Origin of the sequence: Bacillus sp. JNUCC-22, from assembly GCF_018861275.1 — a bacterium.
GTDB classification, from domain to species: domain Bacteria; phylum Bacillota; class Bacilli; order Bacillales; family Bacillaceae; genus Bacillus; species Bacillus velezensis.
In genome coordinates this window covers 3,285,535-3,302,580 of the sequence record NZ_CP076408.1, presented here as the reverse complement: position 1 = coordinate 3,302,580, position 17,046 = coordinate 3,285,535, and the positions used below count along the sequence as shown (strand labels likewise).

At 41.8% G+C, this 17,046-nt stretch carries 20 protein-coding genes, 1 tRNA gene and 3 pseudogenes; 13 read left to right on the top strand and 11 right to left on the bottom strand.

Annotated elements, in window-relative coordinates:
- Positions 1-26: 26 nt before the first annotated feature.
- Together JNUCC22_RS16155 and JNUCC22_RS16150 are read right to left on the bottom strand one after the other, a co-directional pair.
- A complete protein-coding gene (locus JNUCC22_RS16155; protein WP_047936235.1) occupies positions 27-1,403 on the bottom strand; it encodes an MFS transporter in 1,377 nt (458 codons plus the stop codon).
- Positions 1,404-1,446: 43 nt separating this feature from the next.
- The gene (locus JNUCC22_RS16150) at positions 1,447-2,577 is read right to left on the bottom strand and encodes a 2-methylaconitate cis-trans isomerase PrpF family protein (RefSeq protein WP_216061903.1); all 1,131 of its coding nucleotides are present in this window, start codon (positions 2,575-2,577) and stop codon (positions 1,447-1,449) included.
- A gap of 173 nt (positions 2,578-2,750) precedes the next feature.
- Here JNUCC22_RS16150 and JNUCC22_RS16145 point away from each other — a divergent pair, with 173 nt between their 5' ends.
- Entirely contained in the window at positions 2,751-3,611 is an 861-nt protein-coding gene (locus JNUCC22_RS16145; RefSeq protein ID WP_003151510.1) for a LysR family transcriptional regulator, read from the top strand.
- 42 nt (positions 3,612-3,653) lie between these two features.
- Here JNUCC22_RS16145 and clpP read toward each other — a convergent pair whose 3' ends face one another.
- Together clpP and JNUCC22_RS16135 are read right to left on the bottom strand one after the other, a co-directional pair.
- Positions 3,654-4,250 carry an ATP-dependent Clp endopeptidase proteolytic subunit ClpP gene (gene clpP / locus JNUCC22_RS16140; protein WP_003151513.1) on the bottom strand — a complete coding sequence of 199 codons (597 nt, stop codon included), beginning with the start codon at positions 4,248-4,250 and terminating at the stop codon, positions 3,654-3,656.
- A 246-nt stretch (positions 4,251-4,496) separates the two neighbouring features.
- Positions 4,497-5,471 (bottom strand): LacI family DNA-binding transcriptional regulator, encoded by a 975-nt coding sequence (locus JNUCC22_RS16135; RefSeq protein WP_029325818.1) that lies wholly within the window; start codon positions 5,469-5,471, stop codon positions 4,497-4,499.
- Positions 5,472-5,862: 391 nt separating this feature from the next.
- Between JNUCC22_RS16135 and JNUCC22_RS16130 the strand changes: the two genes are divergently transcribed.
- The 3 genes from JNUCC22_RS16130 (at position 5,863) to JNUCC22_RS16120 (ending at position 8,871) form a co-directional block, all read left to right on the top strand.
- Positions 5,863-7,095, top strand: coding sequence for an MFS transporter (locus tag JNUCC22_RS16130; RefSeq protein WP_025285330.1), 1,233 nt, complete (start codon positions 5,863-5,865; stop codon positions 7,093-7,095).
- A 14-nt stretch (positions 7,096-7,109) separates the two neighbouring features.
- Positions 7,110-8,579 carry a glycoside hydrolase family 32 protein gene (locus JNUCC22_RS16125; RefSeq protein WP_216061902.1) on the top strand — a complete coding sequence of 490 codons (1,470 nt, stop codon included), beginning with the start codon at positions 7,110-7,112 and terminating at the stop codon, positions 8,577-8,579.
- Between the two features lie 216 nt (positions 8,580-8,795).
- Positions 8,796-8,871, top strand: a tRNA-Arg gene (locus JNUCC22_RS16120).
- Between the two features lie 59 nt (positions 8,872-8,930).
- Here JNUCC22_RS16120 and JNUCC22_RS16115 read toward each other — a convergent pair.
- Positions 8,931-9,242, bottom strand: coding sequence for a hypothetical protein (locus JNUCC22_RS16115; protein WP_216061901.1), 312 nt, complete (start codon positions 9,240-9,242; stop codon positions 8,931-8,933).
- Positions 9,243-9,258: 16 nt separating this feature from the next.
- Positions 9,259-10,686 (bottom strand): lipase, encoded by a 1,428-nt coding sequence (locus JNUCC22_RS16110; RefSeq protein ID WP_216061900.1) that lies wholly within the window; start codon positions 10,684-10,686, stop codon positions 9,259-9,261.
- Positions 10,687-10,737: 51 nt separating this feature from the next.
- Here JNUCC22_RS16110 and JNUCC22_RS16105 point away from each other — a divergent pair, with 51 nt between their 5' ends.
- Positions 10,738-11,052 carry a DUF1433 domain-containing protein gene (locus JNUCC22_RS16105; protein ID WP_014305887.1) on the top strand — a complete coding sequence of 105 codons (315 nt, stop codon included), beginning with the start codon at positions 10,738-10,740 and terminating at the stop codon, positions 11,050-11,052.
- Between the two features lie 187 nt (positions 11,053-11,239).
- Here the strand turns inward: JNUCC22_RS16105 and JNUCC22_RS16100 are convergent.
- Positions 11,240-11,356: pseudogene (locus tag JNUCC22_RS16100) on the bottom strand (sporulation transcription factor Spo0A); the annotation flags it as partial.
- 60 nt (positions 11,357-11,416) lie between these two features.
- On the opposite strand from JNUCC22_RS16100, the gene JNUCC22_RS16095 reads away from it, so the two are divergent.
- On the top strand, positions 11,417-11,761 hold the full coding sequence (locus JNUCC22_RS16095) for a DUF1433 domain-containing protein (RefSeq protein WP_039253733.1): 345 nt from the start codon (positions 11,417-11,419) through the stop codon (positions 11,759-11,761).
- 95 nt (positions 11,762-11,856) lie between these two features.
- Here the strand turns inward: JNUCC22_RS16095 and JNUCC22_RS19565 are convergent, their stop codons facing one another.
- On the bottom strand, positions 11,857-11,982 hold the full coding sequence (locus JNUCC22_RS19565; RefSeq protein ID WP_015387666.1) for a hypothetical protein: 126 nt from the start codon (positions 11,980-11,982) through the stop codon (positions 11,857-11,859).
- A 240-nt stretch (positions 11,983-12,222) separates the two neighbouring features.
- Here JNUCC22_RS19565 and JNUCC22_RS16085 point away from each other — a divergent pair, with 240 nt between their 5' ends.
- Positions 12,223-12,510, top strand: coding sequence for a DUF1433 domain-containing protein (locus JNUCC22_RS16085; RefSeq protein ID WP_216061899.1), 288 nt, complete (start codon positions 12,223-12,225; stop codon positions 12,508-12,510).
- A gap of 238 nt (positions 12,511-12,748) precedes the next feature.
- Here the strand turns inward: JNUCC22_RS16085 and JNUCC22_RS16080 are convergent.
- Positions 12,749-13,054, bottom strand: a pseudogene (locus JNUCC22_RS16080) (lipase); the annotation flags it as partial.
- 107 nt (positions 13,055-13,161) lie between these two features.
- Here JNUCC22_RS16080 and JNUCC22_RS16075 point away from each other — a divergent pair.
- From JNUCC22_RS16075 to JNUCC22_RS16060, 4 genes and pseudogenes are all read left to right on the top strand, one after another.
- The gene (locus JNUCC22_RS16075) at positions 13,162-13,476 is read left to right on the top strand and encodes a DUF1433 domain-containing protein (protein ID WP_033575182.1); all 315 of its coding nucleotides are present in this window, start codon (positions 13,162-13,164) and stop codon (positions 13,474-13,476) included.
- A 134-nt stretch (positions 13,477-13,610) separates the two neighbouring features.
- On the top strand, positions 13,611-13,895 hold the full coding sequence (locus JNUCC22_RS16070) for a DUF1433 domain-containing protein (RefSeq protein WP_216061898.1): 285 nt from the start codon (positions 13,611-13,613) through the stop codon (positions 13,893-13,895).
- A 263-nt stretch (positions 13,896-14,158) separates the two neighbouring features.
- Positions 14,159-14,308, top strand: a pseudogene (locus JNUCC22_RS16065) (DUF3237 family protein); the annotation flags it as partial.
- Positions 14,309-14,329: 21 nt separating this feature from the next.
- A complete protein-coding gene (locus tag JNUCC22_RS16060; RefSeq protein WP_014305882.1) occupies positions 14,330-14,818 on the top strand; it encodes a phenolic acid decarboxylase in 489 nt (162 codons plus the stop codon).
- Between the two features lie 41 nt (positions 14,819-14,859).
- Here JNUCC22_RS16060 and JNUCC22_RS16055 read toward each other — a convergent pair whose 3' ends face one another.
- The gene (locus JNUCC22_RS16055) at positions 14,860-15,378 is read right to left on the bottom strand and encodes a spermidine/spermine N(1)-acetyltransferase (protein WP_007407399.1); all 519 of its coding nucleotides are present in this window, start codon (positions 15,376-15,378) and stop codon (positions 14,860-14,862) included.
- Between the two features lie 134 nt (positions 15,379-15,512).
- Here JNUCC22_RS16055 and JNUCC22_RS16050 point away from each other — a divergent pair, with 134 nt between their 5' ends.
- Entirely contained in the window at positions 15,513-16,142 is a 630-nt protein-coding gene (locus JNUCC22_RS16050) for a YczE/YyaS/YitT family protein (RefSeq protein WP_072589600.1), read from the top strand.
- 79 nt (positions 16,143-16,221) lie between these two features.
- Positions 16,222-16,752 (top strand): dihydrofolate reductase family protein, encoded by a 531-nt coding sequence (locus tag JNUCC22_RS16045; RefSeq protein WP_015240641.1) that lies wholly within the window; start codon positions 16,222-16,224, stop codon positions 16,750-16,752.
- 31 nt (positions 16,753-16,783) lie between these two features.
- Here the strand turns inward: JNUCC22_RS16045 and JNUCC22_RS16040 are convergent, their stop codons facing one another.
- Complete coding sequence (locus JNUCC22_RS16040; protein ID WP_014418938.1) at positions 16,784-16,984, bottom strand: hypothetical protein; 201 nt, start codon at positions 16,982-16,984, stop codon at positions 16,784-16,786.
- Positions 16,985-17,046 lie beyond the last annotated feature (62 nt).

The following is a 17,046-nucleotide window of genomic DNA, read 5'->3' as shown; positions in this document are numbered from 1 at the left end:
TTTTGCGGTTTGCAGACTGTATGCGTTTACAACTTTTGTTGCACGAATGTTTCCTCCGATATGAAATCATCCTGCTGCATCTTTTGTTTTTTTGAACTGATTCCAAATATACCGACTGTCAGTGCACAAAGAAACCAGCAGCCTGTAAAAAACAAGAAAACACTTAAAAATCCGTAGCCTGAATACAGGAAACTGACGACAAAGGGACCGGCTACATTCGCAAGACGTCCTACGCCGTAAGTGAGACCATTTCCAGATGCCCTGGCTTCAACCGGATATAATTCCGGCGTATAGGCATATGCGATTGAACTGAAAGTACGCTCAAACATATGCATGAGAAATCCGCATATGACAATGACCATCGGCAAAGGATTGATGCCGTAAAAGAATCCAAGCGCCATAATAATTAACGATAAAACAGAAATGGCCCACTTTCGATCCACACGGTCAGAGATTTGCGACGCAATGAGAGCGCCCAGCGGGGCACCGATCGTTCCCAGAGTGACGTATACGATAGACTCATCCATTGATACGCCTTCTTTTACCAAAAGGGTGGGAACCCACGTGCCAAAGCCTTGAATTGCAATCGTGGAAGCTGCCCACATCGTCATTAAAACAAAAGTTCTTCCTGCCAAAGGCTTTTGAAATAACGTCCGATATGGAACGGATTTTACAGCGGTTTGTCTGCTTCGCAGAGCCGGAGCTGGTTCAGGCAGTTCACCCTTTTCTTTTTCTGCTTTTGCCTCCAGTTCAAGCAGAATGCGGTGTGCTTGTTCGCTTTTTCCTTTCGTGTCCAGCCATTTCGGTGATTCTTCCAGTTTTCTGGCGATCAGCGGAAAAAAAATACCGACCGCGCCGAATAGAAAGATAAACCGCCAGCCGTAAGAGGCGGACGGCACGACCAATTTAGCCACCCAGCCGGCTGCAGGAATTCCGCATATGCCGATTGTAATACAGATTGCCTGGTATCTACCCTTAGTTGCGGATGGGAAAAATTCGCTGATATACGTACTTGCCACAATCGTTGTGGCGCCGATACCTAAACTCGTAAGAAATCTAAAAACACCGAGTATTTCTGGGTTCCAAGCCAGAGAAGAGAGGAGAGAGAAGAAAGAGAAAAAAGTGACAACCAGAATTAAACCTTTTTTCCTTCCGAAACGGTCTGAAAACCATCCTCCGGCAGAGGCGCCGATAAACATTCCGAAATAGGAGACAGACGTAATAAAAGCGATGGTATGAGTAGAAATGTTCCATTCCTTTAAAAGTGAAGGCGCCGCATATGAAAACGTATTTAAATCGATAAAATCAAAAAAGTAAGCGAATGAAAGGATAACGAGCACTGCTTGATGGGCCCTTGAAAAAGGCAGTCTGTTTAATCGATTAGACGCATTTACATTGATCATCTCGTATTCCTCCGTTTATCTTTGACTTGTCTGAAGACTGGTATTAACCAATGTGATTCAGCGTATTCAGGTTGTAACTTTGCTTTGTAAACACATAGCCTTCAGAGATTTTTCTTGCTGTGCGTACTACTTTAATCGTTGTTCCATCCGGATCAGCATCTGCCTCGGTTTCTAAAATGCCGCTTGGATGTCCCAATCGAATCGTTCTCCCGTAGAATGAAAATTCAGATAATATTGTATCCTGCAATAGCATGCCGGCAGTCGTACAAACCGCCCCTGTAATGGCTAAAGCTTGATGCGGTTTTTGCATGGACATCATACGAATGACAAGATCCATCTCTTCTGCGTGTCTCTTTATCCCTTTTGTATCGATATAATCCGCTGGAGATGAGATTAATGTCAGTTTTGGTACGGCCGGTGATTTTGCAGCAGCCTCATGTCTCGGAGCGAATCTGCATTTCTCGGCTGCAATCGATCGGATCATTTCGAGCTTTTCCAATATCTCCGGGGTATATTCATCCGGAAGTTCTAAGCCGGTAAGCCCCGTGTCCTCTGCTTTTACAAAGACAAGCGGATTGGCGTAATCAATAATCGAGACCGAGATATTTCCATACGGTGTATCGAGAACATCAATAGGCTGACCAGTGGGAAACAGCTTACCGGTCACCGCTCCTTCAGCCTGGTGAAATGAAAGATAAATAGGAGAAGCTGTACCTGGTACCCCGGGGATAGCGCAGTCCCCCTGGTAATGAAATGTTCCATTTCTGACTTCAACTTCTGCTACGATCACTTTTTGAGTGTTTGTATTTAACATTCTGACTTTTGTAACCGGCTCTTCAGCTTGAACGAGCCCTTTCTCAATAGCATAAGGGCCTACGGCAGAAGAGATATTTCCGCAATTGCCTTTGAAGTCGGTAAAATGGTCAGTCAAACTGACCTGAGCAAACGTATACTCAACATCTGCATCCTTTCTGGCGGATTTCTTAATAATGGCTGCCTTGCTTGTGAGAGAATGGCCGCCGCCGAGACCGTCAATTTGTCTCTCGTCAGGGCTCCCCATAATGTCTAAAAGAAAATCGCTCCATAGGTTTGTATCGTCTGGCATGTCTTTTTGATGAATAAAAACGCCTTTGCTGGTGCCGCCTCTCATGACGGTTACAGGAACTTTTTCCATGCTGTCTCATCCTTACATCATTTTGAGTGGATAAAAAGGTACCGGTCCCTTTGGAAAATATCGTATGATAAATAAGGATTATAAGTAAAACATATAATTTTTATAAAGTTGAATAAAAAAATTTTATAATAGGAGAGAATTTTATAGCAGAAAAATATTTTGGGGGATTTCATATGGATGAAAAGGATTGGATTGTGCTCATTACATTATTCGAAGAAAAAAATATGACGAAGGCGGCAGAGCGATTATATATGACACAGCCGGCGTTAAGTTATCGGCTCAAAAACCTGGAAGCACAATTCGGAGTGCGCCTTTTTTATAAAAGAAAAAAAGGGATGGAGTTCACTTCAGAAGGTGAACATCTGGTTGATTATTCGAAAGAAATGCTGCAGGAATTCAGAAGAGTGAAGGATGATATGCTCAATATGAGCCATGAAGTCAGCGGGGTTCTCAGATTAGGAGTCTCAAGCAATTTTGCTCAGTATAAGCTCCCGGCGATTCTAAAACGGTTTTCTGATCAGTATCCGTCTGTTCAATTCCACGTCAATACGGGATGGAGTGCGAAGGTGATGGATCTGCTTCATCATTCGGGGGTACACCTTGGGATTATGAGGGGAAATTATGATTGGCAAGGGGAAAAACAACTGTTAAATGAAGAGCGGCTGTACCTTATTTCAAAAACTGAAATCAACAGTGAGGACCTTCCCAAATTGCCGATGATTTATTATCAAACTGATGCTTCTTTGAAAAGTTTGATTCAAAAATGGTGGAATAACCAATTTACTGAACCGCCTTTCATTGCGATGGAGGTAGACAGGCAGGAAACCTGTAAAGAGATGGTGAAAAACGGTCTCGGTTATTCTGTTGTGCCGGAAATCTGTCTTCAGCCTTCTGATGAATTATACACATTGGCGCTATCTTATAAAAATAACGAGCCTGTGATACGCGATACTTGGCTTATGTATGATTCTTCAGCGTTAGAATTATCTGTCGTCAAAGCATTCATTACTTTTTTGAATGGGAATAAAGCATAAAAAACCTGCAAGAGACATCATCTCTTGCAGGTTTTTTGGGCATTACTTCTGGTCTTCTGTATTGCGTGTCAGCACTTTATCGATTAAGCCGTATTCTAAGGCTTCATCAGCTGATTTGAAGTTGTCGCGGTCTGTATCGCGCTCAATGACTTCAAGCGGCTGGCCGGTACGTTCAGCAAGCACTTTGTTTAATTTGTCGCGAAGCAAGAGAATGCGTTTTGCCGCGATTTCAATTTCTGTCGCCTGTCCTTGCGCTCCGCCAAGCGGCTGGTGAATCATAACTTCACTGTTAGGAAGCGCGTAACGTTTGCCTTTTTCTCCGGCTGCAAGTAAAAATGCTCCCATAGAAGCGGCCATACCGATGCAGATCGTGGATACTTTCGGTTTAATGAACTGCATTGTATCATAGATTGCCATGCCGGCAGTGATTGATCCGCCAGGGCTGTTAATGTAAATGGAAATATCTTTTTCAGGGTCTTCCGCTTCAAGGAATAAAAGCTGTGACACGATGGAGTTCGCAACGTTGTCATCAATCGCAGATCCAAGCATGATAATACGGTCCTTCAAAAGACGGGAGTAAATGTCATAAGCTCTTTCTCCGCGGTTCGTTTGTTCAATGACTGTAGGTATTAAATTCATAATGCTCCTCCTTCACCTTTTAGGTAAGTATGTATTTACATGATACATTTTTGGTCAATAAAGGTCAAACAAAACGCTGACCAAAATGCCAACCTTTTCTTCTAACACCATTTTTCCCATAAAACAAAAAGTTCAAACAGCAAAGTGGAAATGAGGATGATCAGCGCCGGCGCTTGAGAAAATGATATGGCCGGAGCGCTCAAAATAGACCGCAATCGCGTCGGTACGTACGGCTGAAGAGTCTGACTACGTTGTCCGCCCTTCCAAAAGCCGTACCGGCAAATACGTTTCCAGCGGCAAATCATCAAATTCGCCTTCAATTTCTTTTGCTAAAATCTCGATGGCTGTTTTGGAAATCAATTCAATCGGCTGCTGGATGGTTGCCAAGTCCGGCAGAACCGATTGAACGGTTTCAGTGCCGTCATAACCGATCACTTTTAATTGATTCGGGATGTCTATTCCCCGTTTTTTGGCCTCGGTCATCACTGCAGCCGCCATGATATCATCGCTTGCAAAAATTCCGTCGGTGTCAGGCTGTTCATCGAATAATGTTGAAATAATGTCATGGTAATGCTGATAAAAGGGTACTTCATATGTAATAGGCTTCCGTCCGTGTTCATGCATGACGTCTTCGTATGCTTTTCTTCTGAGGTTTGCCGGTGTCTCGAGTTCAAGCGGGCCGTTGATATGGACGATGTGCCGGCACCCTTTTTCAATCAGCAGTTCTGCCGCCTTTTTTCCGCCGTCATAGTTGTCTGAGCCGACGACGGGAATCGTGTCCGATAAGTAATGATCAATGGCGACAATCGGCAGATTTTGCTTGTGATAATTGAGAATTCCCCGGTTGTAAGTCACGGCGATCACGCCGTCCACTTGGTTTCTTATCAGCATCTCCAAATATTTTTCTTCCTTATCCTTTCGATGTAAACTGTTGCAAAGCAGCAGTTTGTAGCCCATGGACGTACAAATGCTTTCAATATGAAAGGCGAGTTCGCCGAAAAACGGATTGCTGGAGTTTGGGATGATAAGTCCTATTAAATTGGTTCGTTTTCGGAATAAAGAGCGGGCCAGATCGTTTGGAAAGTAATTGATTTCTTCCATCGCCTTGTACACTTTTTCTTTTGTTTTTTCGCTGATATAGCCGCGGTTATTTAATACCCGCGAAACGGTTGTAGATGAAACTCCCGCTATTTTCGCAACATCATGAATGTTAGGCTTCATTCCCGTGCCCTCCTGCTTACTGAAATGGCTTACAATTTCCGTCACGCACTTATTTTAGAGAATCAGGCTGACATGTGCAAGGACATTCCATGTTTCTGTTTTCATATAAAAAGGGTGCGTTTTTGTTTGATTGAAATAATCAGAAAATTACATGTCAACCGATTGACATATGAAACCGGTTGACATACAATTCTTTTTGAAAGCGCTTTATTTGCGAAGTGAAGGGAAGTGACGGGTATGGAGAGAAGGCTGGCGGCAATAAAGTGAAAGAATCAAGCAGCGATGGAAAGTAAGCGCTTACTCAGAGGTCGCATGTATGTGATGAAAATGAAGAAGGAAGTATGCGGCTCTAAAACGGCTATTAAAAGGTCCTCTTAAAGGAGCGGTGCAAATGAAAAGCTCAAAAAGTCTGTATTGGAAACTGAGTGCTTATTTCTTTTTTTTCTTTTTTACTTGGTCTTCCAGCTATTCTTTATTTGCGATTTGGTTAGGGCAGGAAATCAATTTAAACGGATCAGCGACAGGCATTATCTTTTCTGTAAACGCCGTATTTGCCCTGTGCATGCAGCCTCTTTACGGTTTTATCTCTGACAAATTGGGGCTGAAGAAAAAGATATTGTTTATGATCAGCTGTCTTCTCATATTCACGGGTCCGTTTTATATCTTCGTCTATGGGCCGCTTTTACAATACAACGTCTTTCTTGGTGCCGTTGTCGGAGGCTTATATTTGGGAGCCGCTTTTTTGGCAGGGATAGGCGCGATTGAAACGTACATTGAAAAGGTCAGCCGTAAGTATGATTTTGAGTATGGAAAATCAAGAATGTGGGGCTCGCTGGGCTGGGCGGCGGCTGCATTTTTTGCAGGGCAGCTTTTCAATATCAATCCCAATATCAACTTCTGGATCGCGTCTGTTTCAGCCGTCATATTAACGGCCATTATCATGTCCGTGAAAATTGAAATGACCGATCATGAGAAAAACAGAGCGGATTCGGTCCGGTTAAAAGATGTGGGGCGGCTCTTTTTACTAAGAGATTTCTGGTTTTTTATGATGTACATTATCGGGGTGACTTGCATTTACGGCGTATATGATCAGCAGTTCCCGATCTACTATGCGTCTTTGTTTCCTTCAGTGTCGATGGGTAACCAAGTATTCGGCTATCTTAATTCATTCCAGGTGTTTTTGGAGGCCGGCATGATGTTTCTTGCGCCTTTTATCGTCAATAAGTTCGGGGCGAAAAACAGTTTGATTTTAGCGGGGTTTTTAATGGCTTTCCGCATCGTCGGGTCCGGAATTGCAGTTGAGCCTGTAGGCATTTCATCAATGAAACTCATCCACGCACTGGAATTGCCGATTATGCTGATCGCCGTTTTTAAATATTTGGCTGCCAATTTTGATACGCGTCTGTCGTCCGTCCTTTATCTCGTCGGTTTTCAATTCGCATCTCAGGCAGGCGCGTCGATTCTGTCGCCGCTTGCGGGAGGATTATATGACAGTGCGGGGTTCCGTCAAACCTATCTCATCATGGGAATCGTCGTCTTCGGTTTTACCGTCATCTCCATATTTACTTTATTGGGCCCGAAACAAAACAGCAGGCGTGTCCAGCGTCTGCAAAAAATCGGATAGAGAGGATGTTACAAATGGATAGAATTCAGCAGGCGGAAGAAGCTTTGAAGGAAGCCGAGGATAAAGTGAAACAAAGATATCGATTGGGGTACCATATTATGCCCCGGGCGAATTGGATCAATGATCCGAACGGGCTTATTCAGTTTAAAGGAGAATACCACGTCTTTTTTCAGCATCATCCGTATGATGAGCATTGGGGGCCGATGCATTGGGGACATGTAAAAAGTAAAGATCTCATTCATTGGGAGCACCTGCCGGTTGCCTTAGCTCCGGGCGATGCATTCGACCAAAGCGGCTGTTTTTCGGGAAGCGCGGTCGATGATCATGGCAGATTAGCCCTCATCTATACAGGACATAATATAATTGATCAAGAGAAAGACCTATTCTATCAAACTCAAAATATCGCTGTCAGCCAAGATGGAATCGTGTTTGAAAAGCTTCAGGAAAACCCTGTTATTGCGGAACCGCCGGAAGACAGCGCCCGTCATTTCCGCGATCCGAAAGTATGGAAGCATCGCGATGTTTGGTATATGGTCATCGGCAACTCTTCAAAAGAAAACGTCGGACGGGTCGTTTTATACCGTTCACCTGATTTGCGTGATTGGGAATACGGCGGGGTTCTCGCCCAAAGTGACGGTAATCTCGGCTATATGTGGGAATGTCCTGATTTCTTTGAATTAGGCGGCAAGCATGTCCTGTTGATTTCGCCCCAGGGGATCGAGGCGGACGGTGATTCATATCAAAATTTACATCAAACCGGTTATTTAATCGGTGACTATCATGATGAAACAAACAAATTTACACACGGCGCTTTTAAAGAACTGGATCACGGCCATGACTTTTACGCCGTGCAAACATTATTAGATGATAAAGGACGCAGAATTGCTATCGGCTGGATGGATATGTGGGAATCTGAGATGCCGACAAAAGCGGACGGATGGTGCGGTGCACTGACTTTGCCGCGAGAACTGACTTTGCGTGATGATCATAAACTTTTGATGAATCCCGTGGAAGAAACCAAGCAGCTGCGGAAAATGGAATACCGGGAATGTGCCGGACGATCGCTTTCAGGGAGTTACTTGGCAAAGACATCCGAAGACCTGCTTGAAGCCCGAGTCGTGTTTGATGTAAACGATTCTGATGCCGAAACGGCAGGTTTTAAGATTCGCGGCCTTGACGAAGAAGAACTTGTGCTGACATACAATCTAACGGATAAAAAGCTGACACTTGATTGCACCAAGATGGGGAAAGCGAAAGACGGTGTAAGAAGGGTGCAGACGGATGCAAACGGCAAGCTGGCGCTGCGTATCTTTATTGACAGATCCTCGATTGAAGTATTCGCCAATCATGGAGAAACAACGATGACAAGCCGTATCTATCCGAATGAAGGCAGATTGGGGATTGAGCTGTTTTCTGAGAAAGGCGCCGTAAAAGTTGAGGAATTCACCTATTGGACGTTAAAAGATATTTGGAAAAAAAGCTGAAACGGGTGATTACCGCTTTTTCTGCAGTGATTGAAAATGAACCGAGCCGGGAGGCAGTACGCCTGAAATGGGCTTTTTGTGAAAATCAATGCCGTTAAACGATGCAGGATTATGCTGCATGAGGGCGCTGCATAATCCTGTTGTGCATTATCAAAAAAGAGTTGCTTTCTGCGCGTTTCTTTATTATAATATAAAGGTATCTGATTGAAAAAATGTGCGCTCGTAGCTCAGTTGGATAGAGCGGTGGTTTCCGGTACCACGTCTGTCGGGGGTTCGAATCCCTCCGAGCGCGTCTCAGTTAAGACGATAGAAAAAACCTCGCAGATGATAAATCTGCGGGGTTTTTTTATTTTATCTTGTTTTGAAACTGTTAACGAATGTGTCTCTGTTATGTTCGGTTCCGGCAATCAGCCGCGCACTTTCACTGATCCGCTGTGCGAGAGCTTTTTGCGCCTTACCTTCAAAGCTGTTCAATAGTGCTGAATACACTTCATATAATTCATCTTTCAACGTATCCATTTCGAATGTCGGTTTCAGCGTTCGGCGCACTGTCTCCAGTTTTGTCCCCGCTGCCTGTGTCATGGCGGTTTTCAGCATCTGCCGCTGCAGCCTTTTCTTCATCGGGTCGTCCTTGTGTTCTAAAAGTTCGTCTAATGTCGGCATTATGTATCCACCTCTATCATCTTAACCAGTTTGCGAGCATCTGGTCTTTTTCCTGAAATTCGTCTGCTATTTTATGTAAGAATCCGCCGATTTCTTCAAGGTCCGTAATCGCCGCCTGCAAGGAATCAATAAACGCCTGCTCAGCCTGAGTGTCATAAAAAATCGGGCCTTTATCGTAGGATTGCGCAATATCTTCAATGGTATTGGTCACGTCCTGTGCTTGAAGCTGATCAAACAAGCCGTGTCCGACTTGGCCGTAAAATTCTGTTTTCAGCTCGGCGACTTTTTCATCGTGCTCCTGATAGGCGTTTTGCGCTTCTTTTTTCATCGTCCGCAAATCCTCAGTCATAGCCTGCACCTTTTCAGCCAGCTTCTTTGCGTTTTTCGGCGTTACTTTTATTGTATCTGCGCTTCCGATCGCACCGGCCGGCAGAAGAGCGCCGAGGTTTTTATCGAAGACTAACTCATCTCCGTTCGGATTTGCAATAGTGCCGTTTCTGTCGAACACGAAATTTGCTTCGTTTAAGCCGTGTGTATCCGGATTTCTCAGAATGACGGTAGTAAAGAAATAAGCGAGATTTTTGCCGATCTGCTCGTTCAAGTTCCCATCAAGCCGCTGCTTCCGGCTGAACTGTGAGAGCGAGGGGTTTTTCGTATAAATCGTTGTCCCGTTGTGGCGGTCATATTCGTTCCAATAACCCGCCCCGACCATGTCGTCCGGATTGATAATTGACCGGATGTATGGATCGTATATGCCGCTGTTGATGTCTTTCTGTGTTTCTTCATCGTGCAGTTTTACGACGGAAGGGCTGTTAAACGCGACGGCGTACACATCATTATTCACCGCGCTGTATTCGGCCTCAGCGCCGCCGAGTGAATGGCCGGTTGTTGAAATAATCGTTGACGTTCCGGCATACTTTTTCTTTACGCTGCGTACCAGCTGATCGGCTTGATCGATTTGCGATGTTTTCGTTATCAGCTTATACTTTCCGGTTGTGAGCATGGCGTCTTGAGAGGGCGTTCCATTATATTTTCCGAGTGTTTTCGAGGTATCCTCCGCGCCTTTTTTTACAATATAATACACTTCTTTTTGCGGATCATTTCCGAAAACAATATTCCCGCCGTCCGCTTTTACGCCGTCATTGATCGGGTCTTTTCCGATATCGGTTCCCGCAAAAGCGACGACCACGTTTTCGGGGTTTTTTGATTTTATCCATTTTCCGTTTTTGGACTTGATGCCTTTTGAGAATACAAAGGCATCAAGACCCGTATCAGAATCCTGCTTCACTTTCTCAACGTACCAATATGACGTCTTACTTATTTTATAAGGAGTTTTATATTTCATATGCAGGGCTAACATTTTATAATTGTAAGCTGCTTGACTCAAACGGTAATATTCTTTATCTGTGACATCAGAGACGGTTATTTCTTTTCCTTTTGGCATATATACATCACCTTTCTTATATTGTAAAATAGTTCCGAAAGGATGATACGCATGAGAAAATACATTATTATCCTAATTGTTATAATTATAGCAGTGGGAGGTTTTTTCGTGAAGCATCAATATGATAAACATAAAAACGAAGAAAAACTTGTGATTGAGGCGCAAGATCATATGAGGAATTACTTAAAAAAAGACTATAAAAATGTACAGGAAGTTCACTTTTCAAAAGACTACAATATCGATCCGACAGGCGGAGTTGAAGTTTCAGGCTACATAAATAATAATAAAGAAAAAGAATTTTCCGGTATATATGATCCAACGAACAAGGAGATAGGTATTTCAGTGGTCAATGCCGAAGAAAGGTAAAATACCCACCTCAGGATGAGTGGGTATTTATTTTGTTTAATTATCTTACAAAATTCGTGATATGTTTCTCATACAGTTCAAACCTATTCCTGAGATCAATCGCCTCTACCGTCTCATTTGTCGAGGTATCCCCGATATTAACGGTAAACGCGTACAAATATCATGACAACTCAACGACAGGAAAACGTCAGATCAGCATTTTACTCGCTTTAAGTTCCAATCTTAACTTGTCAGCAACAATCGCGATGAATTCTGAATTGGTTAGCTTTGCTTTTGACATGCTGAAAGTATATTCATATCAAGTTTTCGCTCATTTCGTTTACTTAAGAACGACAGTTATTTATAGGAAGGGATTGATTTCCAAATGAAAAAGAAACAGTACATAATTATCCTTATTTTAATAATTATAGCAGTTGGGGGACTTTTTATGAAGCATCAGTATGATCAAAAGGAAAAAGAGATTGCGTTATTCGAAGAAGCCCAGAATCATATGGAAAAGTTTTTAACAACGAACTATAAAAATGTGGATAATATCCATTTTTCCGAGGATTACCATATTAATCCAATGGGTGGTATTAGTATTAAGGGTTATACGAATGGAAAAAAAGAGTTTGAAGGTCTATATGATCCAGGCAATAAAGAAATATTGTCGTATACGGTTGATGCCGAACCCAAAGAAGAATGTAAAGATAAGCTTTGTACAAGATAAATTAGCCAGCTCAATCGAGCTGGGCTAATTTTGTTTTATTGCTCTTACTCTATCTCCTCGACATAAAACAAATCTTCCATAGGTACATTTAATCCTCAGTTAATAATGAATAGTGTTGTGATATCATATCTTGTATTTGTTTTAAATCTGCTTATCGCAGCCTCAGTAGAACCAACTAAATCAGCCAATTCCTTCTGAATTTGAATTCCTTTCTCCTTCATCACTTCATTTAACCTAGATCTAACTATAAGCTTTTGTAGAAATTCGCACACTTTTAGGATAGTCTAACTAACGCTTATATAAAAGTATTCTCGATCACTGATACTTGATACATTGATATTTTTTAGACATGTACAACACTCTGAGGTTGATGTAAATTTAATCTAAGAAAGGATGAGTCTGTGAAGAAATACATGGTTGTCCTGATATTTGTAATAACTATAGCGTCAGGAAGTATCTACATGAAGTACCACCATGATAAAAAAGAAGCAGAGCAAGAACTTTTTAACCAAGCGAAAAATAAAATGGAAAGCTATATAAAAGCTAATTACAAAAATATAAAGCAAATTACATACATTAACGATTATAAAATAAATCCTATGGGTGGTATTTCCGTGAAGGGGTACTTGAATGGTAATAAGGAAAAAGAATTTTTTGGACTTTATGACAAAACGAATGATGAAATAGAAGTTTCGTCAGTCGATGCAGAAGAGAAACCCGAATGTCAGGAAAAAGAATGTGAATACTAAAAAAGACGCTGGATTTGCTGGCGAAAATACAGTTTAGTGATTTTTGAATAATGTAATTCCAAACGAATTTGCCGGTTTATATGATCCTCCAGATGACAAAATAGGGAGCTCCTCTGTGGATACGGAAGAAAAATCTTAAGACGCCTAACTGGCGTCATTTTAAATTATTGGCTGGCCCCAAAAACTCTAACGGATAAATCCCTTTCCTTAAAGAGTAGCCATTCTTGTTTTTGTCCTTGTAATACACTTCTGTTTTCGGATTATTTCCGAAAACAATATTCCCGCAGTCAAAGATCGGGTCTTTTGCGATATCGGTTCCCGCAAAGGTGACGACCACGTTTTCGGGATTTTTTGATTTTATCCATTTTCCGTTTTTCTTTTCAGCTTGTGACAGAACAACCGCATCAAGTCCGGTATCGTTGTCCGATTTTATTTGATCGACGTACCAGTAAGTAGGTTTTGAAATGGAAGAATTAATACGTATATAATCGTTCTTCTCCAATTTCCTTTTAAGATAGTCATAGTTATAAGCACCTTGACTCATCCTGTAATATGTTTCATCTGTCAGGTTTGAAGTCCTGATTTTCTTGCTCAAGATATATAGCGCCTTTCTTGTCATGTAAAATAGGGTAGGGAAAGGAATGATTTTTTTTGAAAAAATACTTTATTATTGTACTGGTGTTAATTATAACTGTTGTAGGGTTGATTATGAAGCATCAATATGATGTGAAAAAGGAAGAAAAGGCTCTTTTTGAAAAAGCCAAAAGTAAAATGACCGAATACTTGCGTAGCGAGTACAAGGGTATAGAGAAAATTTCTTATGATGATTATTTTATTGATCCAACCGGCGGAATTACAGTTGAGGGGTATCTAAACGGTGATAAAACTAAAGAATTTGACGGCTTATATGATCCTGTAGGTGACAAAATAGGGAGCTCCTCTTTGGATGCGGAAGAAAAATCTTAAGACGCCTAAATACACCTGTCACCGACCATTTTTTCCAGTCCGCGAGCTTCATCATCACTCATGGAACGGATGATTCTGTGAAAAAATACATTATTATCTTCATGGTTATCTTGATAGCAGCCGGAGGTTTTATAATGAAGAGTATGAATGATAAAAATGTTCAGGCTGAAGAGATAAAGATTGCTCAAGAACGAATGGAGAAATTTATCAAAGCGAATTATGAAGGCATACATAACGTTACATTTAAAGATAAATACGAAATAGATCCAATGGGCGGGATAGAGGTATTTGGCTATTACAACGGTGATACATCGAATAAATTCGATGGTATTTACGATAAGGCAAATGACAAGATCATGGGGCACTCAACAGGCGCTGTAAGAAAGAAAGAATGCAGAGATAAAGATTGCGATTACTAAGAAGACGCTCGTCTGGCGTTTTTTGATATATGAGCATACAGCAAATGAAAAAGACAAGGGTTTCGGCATGTGCCGCCCTTGTCTTTTTTTATTGAACACTGAAAAACATAACCGGAAACAGCTCATTATTTGACAGTCCATTTTAACAGCGTTACAATTAAACATGTAAATAGTTACATGTTTAAATAAACATAATACCTCGGGAGGTGATACGTCTTGAATGAACCTTCTTTAAAAAAGTCATTTATGAGTCAGTGAACCGCATCATTAATCCCGAGCACGTGTATTTCCGCACTGTGCCTGTGTTTGAAACAAGCAGCGAGGCATGTCAGCATCTGCAGGATCGGCTGTTTATCGGGGCTGCGGTCCGATTGCCGGATGACATTCGGTTAGATGTTTATGAAGTTCAATAATAATATGGAGAGTGAGTCAACATGGAAAACTTTATCGGAAGCCATATGATTTACACGTATGAAAACGGCTGGGAGTATGAAATCTATATTAAAAATGATCATACGATCGACTATCGGATTCATAGCGGAATGGTAGGCGGCCGCTGGGTGCGCGACCAGGAAGTGAATATCGTCAAGCTGACAGAAGGCGTATACAAAGTGTCATGGACTGAACCGACAGGCACAGATGTTTCCTTAAACTTTATGCCGAATGAAAAACGGATGCACGGAATTATTTTCTTCCCGAAATGGGTGCATGAGCATCCGGAAATCACGGTGTGCTACCAAAATGATTACATTGACGTGATGAAAGAGTCACGTGAGAAATATGAAACGTACCCGAAATATGTCGTTCCCGAGTTTGCGGATATTACGTATCTCAACAATGCGGGAATCAATAACGAAACATTGATTTCAGAAGCGCCGTACGAAGGAATGACCGATGATATCCGTGCGGGAAAATTAAAATAAGAGAAAAAACCCGGCAGCTTGGCCGGGTTTTTTGTATCCTTTTACGACAGGGTTTTGGTCATGATAAAGTCGACTTGTTTATCATCCCCCATATAAAAAGAGTGTTCTCCTGTTTGGACAAACCCCATTTTTTGATAAAAGGCGATTGCATTTTCGTTTTTTTCCCATACGCCCAGCCAGATTTTCTTTTTATTGTGTGCTGTTGCGATTTTCACAGCTTCATTCAGCAGATATTTGCCGAGTCCGTGTTTCTGATGGTTTTTTCTTATATAAATTCGCTCAATCTCAAGAGAATCTTCACCCATTTTTTCTGATTGTGCTTCGTTCATGTTGACTTTTACATACCCCGCAAGGTCATCATGATAATAAACAAAATAGAATTGAGAAGACAGATTGGATAATTCCTTTTTCAGCTGTTCAGAGCGGAATGCATTTTCCAAATAAGCTTTCATATTTTCTGGTGAATTTTGATCCTTAAATGTATCATTGAATGTTTCAATGCTTATCTCCCGGAGCTCTGTTATATCGTTAAGGCTGCACTTTTTTAATTGAATACTCATGGTCATACAGCTCCTTTCTTCATTTATCATATCAGCTGATTTTTTTATTGTATTTGCAATGAAAATACCGTATAGTAAACATACCGTATTTTTGTTGTATTTGCAACATAAAATAAGAAAATGAGGACGATAAAGTGAAATATGTTTTTTATGTTTTAGGAATCATGATCTTGACCTTTGGTATTTCTGTCACGATTCATTCAGATCTTGGAACGTCGCCTTTTGATGCGCTTATTGTGGGATTATCCGTCCATGCAGGGCTTACCGTGGGAAGCTGGGAAATCATCATCGCTTTCCTGTTAATTTGCTGTAATTCAATGTTAAAAAGGCAAAGGCCGGAATTTTCAGGGATGATTACGGCGTTTATAACGGGAATCGGGATTGATATGTGGCTTTTTTTTCTGCATCGAGTCATAACGCCTGAACTATGGTACGGAAAGGCGGGCTGTTTTGCAATCGGTTTAGTTGTGATAGGGATAGGAACCGCAACCTATCTGCACACAAATTTCGCACCGATCCCGGTTGATCGGTTAACGTTAATTGTCCGCGAATTAACCGGGAGAAGCATCTTTTTTTCAAGAACGGTCATTTACTTCATATTTTTCATACTGGCCGTGATGCTAAAAGGTCCGGTAGGCATCGGAACGTTATTAACCGTTTGTTTAGGAGGGGTCATTCTCCATTTCTTTATGCCGATTACCGGAAGATGGATAGACGGCATATTAACAGCATCTCCAAAGCAGGAAGAAACGAAAACCCGGTAACGGGGGTTTTTACCCGATTCTATCATTTTTCATTTCATCCGCATGTTCAAGGTATAATAAAAAAGGGGGAGGGATTTTTATGAGCGGTCAAAGAAAGCTCGTTTTTTACGGAGCTGTCAGCGCAGATGGCTACCTTGCGCGGGAAAATCACTCTTTAGATTGGTTAATCGGAACTGAAGGTGAAGACGGCACCGATTATGAAGCTTTCTATGAATCTGTCGATACGATCATCATGGGCAGAAAAACATACGAGGACATATTGGTTTTATTGCCTGAGGAATTTCCGTACAAAGGTAAAGAATGCTATGTGTTTTCGCGGACATTGACCGGGGGCACTGAACATGTGCGGTTTATTCATGAAGAGCCTGCCGATTTTATAAAAGCATTGAAACGCCGAGAAGGCAAGCGGATTTGGATTGTCGGCGGGAGTGATCTGCTGCACCCGGTTTTGGAGGAAAAACTTGTCGATGAGTTTATCATTCAGATCGCCCCCGTTCTGCTCGGCCGCGGAATTTCTTTGTTCAAACCCGGAGACCGGGAGACAGGGCTGAAGCTGACTGATGTCAGGCGCTATAAGCAATTTGCGGAGTTGCATTATGAAGTGAGATAAAATGAAGTGTATGAAAGAAACCCAGTAAAGGTTACCGTGTTTCTTTTTCATGTTTGTTTTTATGTTTTGAAATGGTGTGGGCCGGCCCGCATGAAAATCCTGCAACCATGATAACAACCCCTATCCACCTCACGGCATAGAAATCAGTGTCGCGCAGGAAGATAAATGAAACTAAGGTCATAAGCGCCCCGATTATAACGGCAGCTGTGCCGATAATACTTGATTTCTCCATATAAAAACTCCTTTATGAATGTTTGGTTAACTTATTGGGTTAGAATATAACATATCAGGGTA